At 74.9% G+C, this 525-nt stretch carries 1 protein-coding gene and 1 pseudogene; one reads left to right on the top strand and one right to left on the bottom strand.

Annotated features, from left to right (window positions below; genetic code table 11):
- Positions 1-259, bottom strand: a 259-nt coding sequence (locus tag PROKR_RS34945) for a winged helix-turn-helix domain-containing protein (protein WP_169736431.1), incomplete at its 3' end; no start/stop codon positions are given.
- On the opposite strand from PROKR_RS34945, the pseudogene PROKR_RS37425 reads away from it, so the two are divergent.
- Positions 258-525: pseudogene (locus tag PROKR_RS37425) on the top strand (EamA family transporter); the annotation flags it as partial. The gene PROKR_RS34945 and the pseudogene PROKR_RS37425 sit on opposite strands and share 2 nt — an antisense overlap.

The following is a 525-nucleotide window of genomic DNA, read 5'->3' as shown; positions in this document are numbered from 1 at the left end:
GGGGACCGAGCGCCGCCGTCTGCCAGCCGTGGTCGTTGGGGCGCGCCACCCGGACGGCCCGGACGAACGCACCGACGCCCGGCCGGGTCTCCACGGCGCCCTGCGCCACCAGGGTGCGCAGTGCCTTCTGCACGGTGACCGGGCTCGCGCCGTACCGCGTCACCAGCTCTCGGCTGGAGGGCAGGCGCGCGCCCGGTGCCGCGCCCGCGATCCAGTCGCGCAGCCCGGCGACGATCCGACCACTGCTATCGTCATACATGACAGCCAACAGTAGCGCTATCGTCTCTGCGCGCACTCCGCTATCGACCTCTCGCGCCGGCCTCGGGTGGGGGCTCCTGGGGGTCCTGGCGTTCTCGTTCACCCTCCCGTTCACCCGGGTCGTGGTCGGCGGCGGCGCCATGTCGCCGCTGTTCGTGTCCTGCGGACGTGCCGTGGTCGCGGCGGTGCTCGCATCCGCCGCTCTCGCGATCACCCGGCAGCGCCGGCCGCGCGGCGTGCAGTGGGCGCGGCTCGCGGTGGTGGCCG

Origin of the sequence: Promicromonospora kroppenstedtii DSM 19349, from assembly GCF_000515355.1 — a bacterium.
Lineage (GTDB): Bacteria > Actinomycetota > Actinomycetes > Actinomycetales > Cellulomonadaceae > Promicromonospora > Promicromonospora kroppenstedtii.
The sequence above is the reverse complement of the archived record's forward strand: the minus strand, read 5'-3'. Positions and strand labels throughout refer to the sequence as shown.